General features: G+C 43.5%; 1 protein-coding gene. It reads left to right on the forward strand.

What is annotated here, in order from left to right:
- Positions 1 to 23 precede the first annotated feature (23 nt).
- Positions 24 to 368: hypothetical protein (locus CHH91_RS20920; protein WP_217973766.1), on the forward strand; the 345-nt coding region annotated here is incomplete at its 3' end.

Raw genomic sequence — 368 nt, forward strand, 5'->3', positions numbered from 1 at the left:
ATCTGGAAAGGAGGCTTCCTGTTGTGGAAGGGGCCAATCCTGATTTACTGGATGCCAGAGTAGGGTATTTGCCAAAAGCGGCTTTGCCCTTCCTAGGAAAACATATTGTTCTGTTCGTTCTTGTTTCCAACGTGAGCATGGCAATATCAATTGTTAAAAGGATTTTCAATCATAGAAAGGGCCCTCTTTTACTACTGACTTCTATATCTTGCGCTGCTGCGCTAGTCCCTTTGAACACTCGTTCGGGAAAGCGGTTTGGCATTGTGTACTATCCGTTCGATTTGATTGATTTAATGGGTAGTGCTGTCTCTATCTGGTTTAAGGATGACTTCACATGCATACTAGAACATAAAAGCATGCGGCAACAC

The organism is Virgibacillus sp. 7505 (assembly GCF_002272135.1).
Taxonomy (GTDB): Bacteria; Bacillota; Bacilli; order Bacillales; family Amphibacillaceae; genus Terribacillus.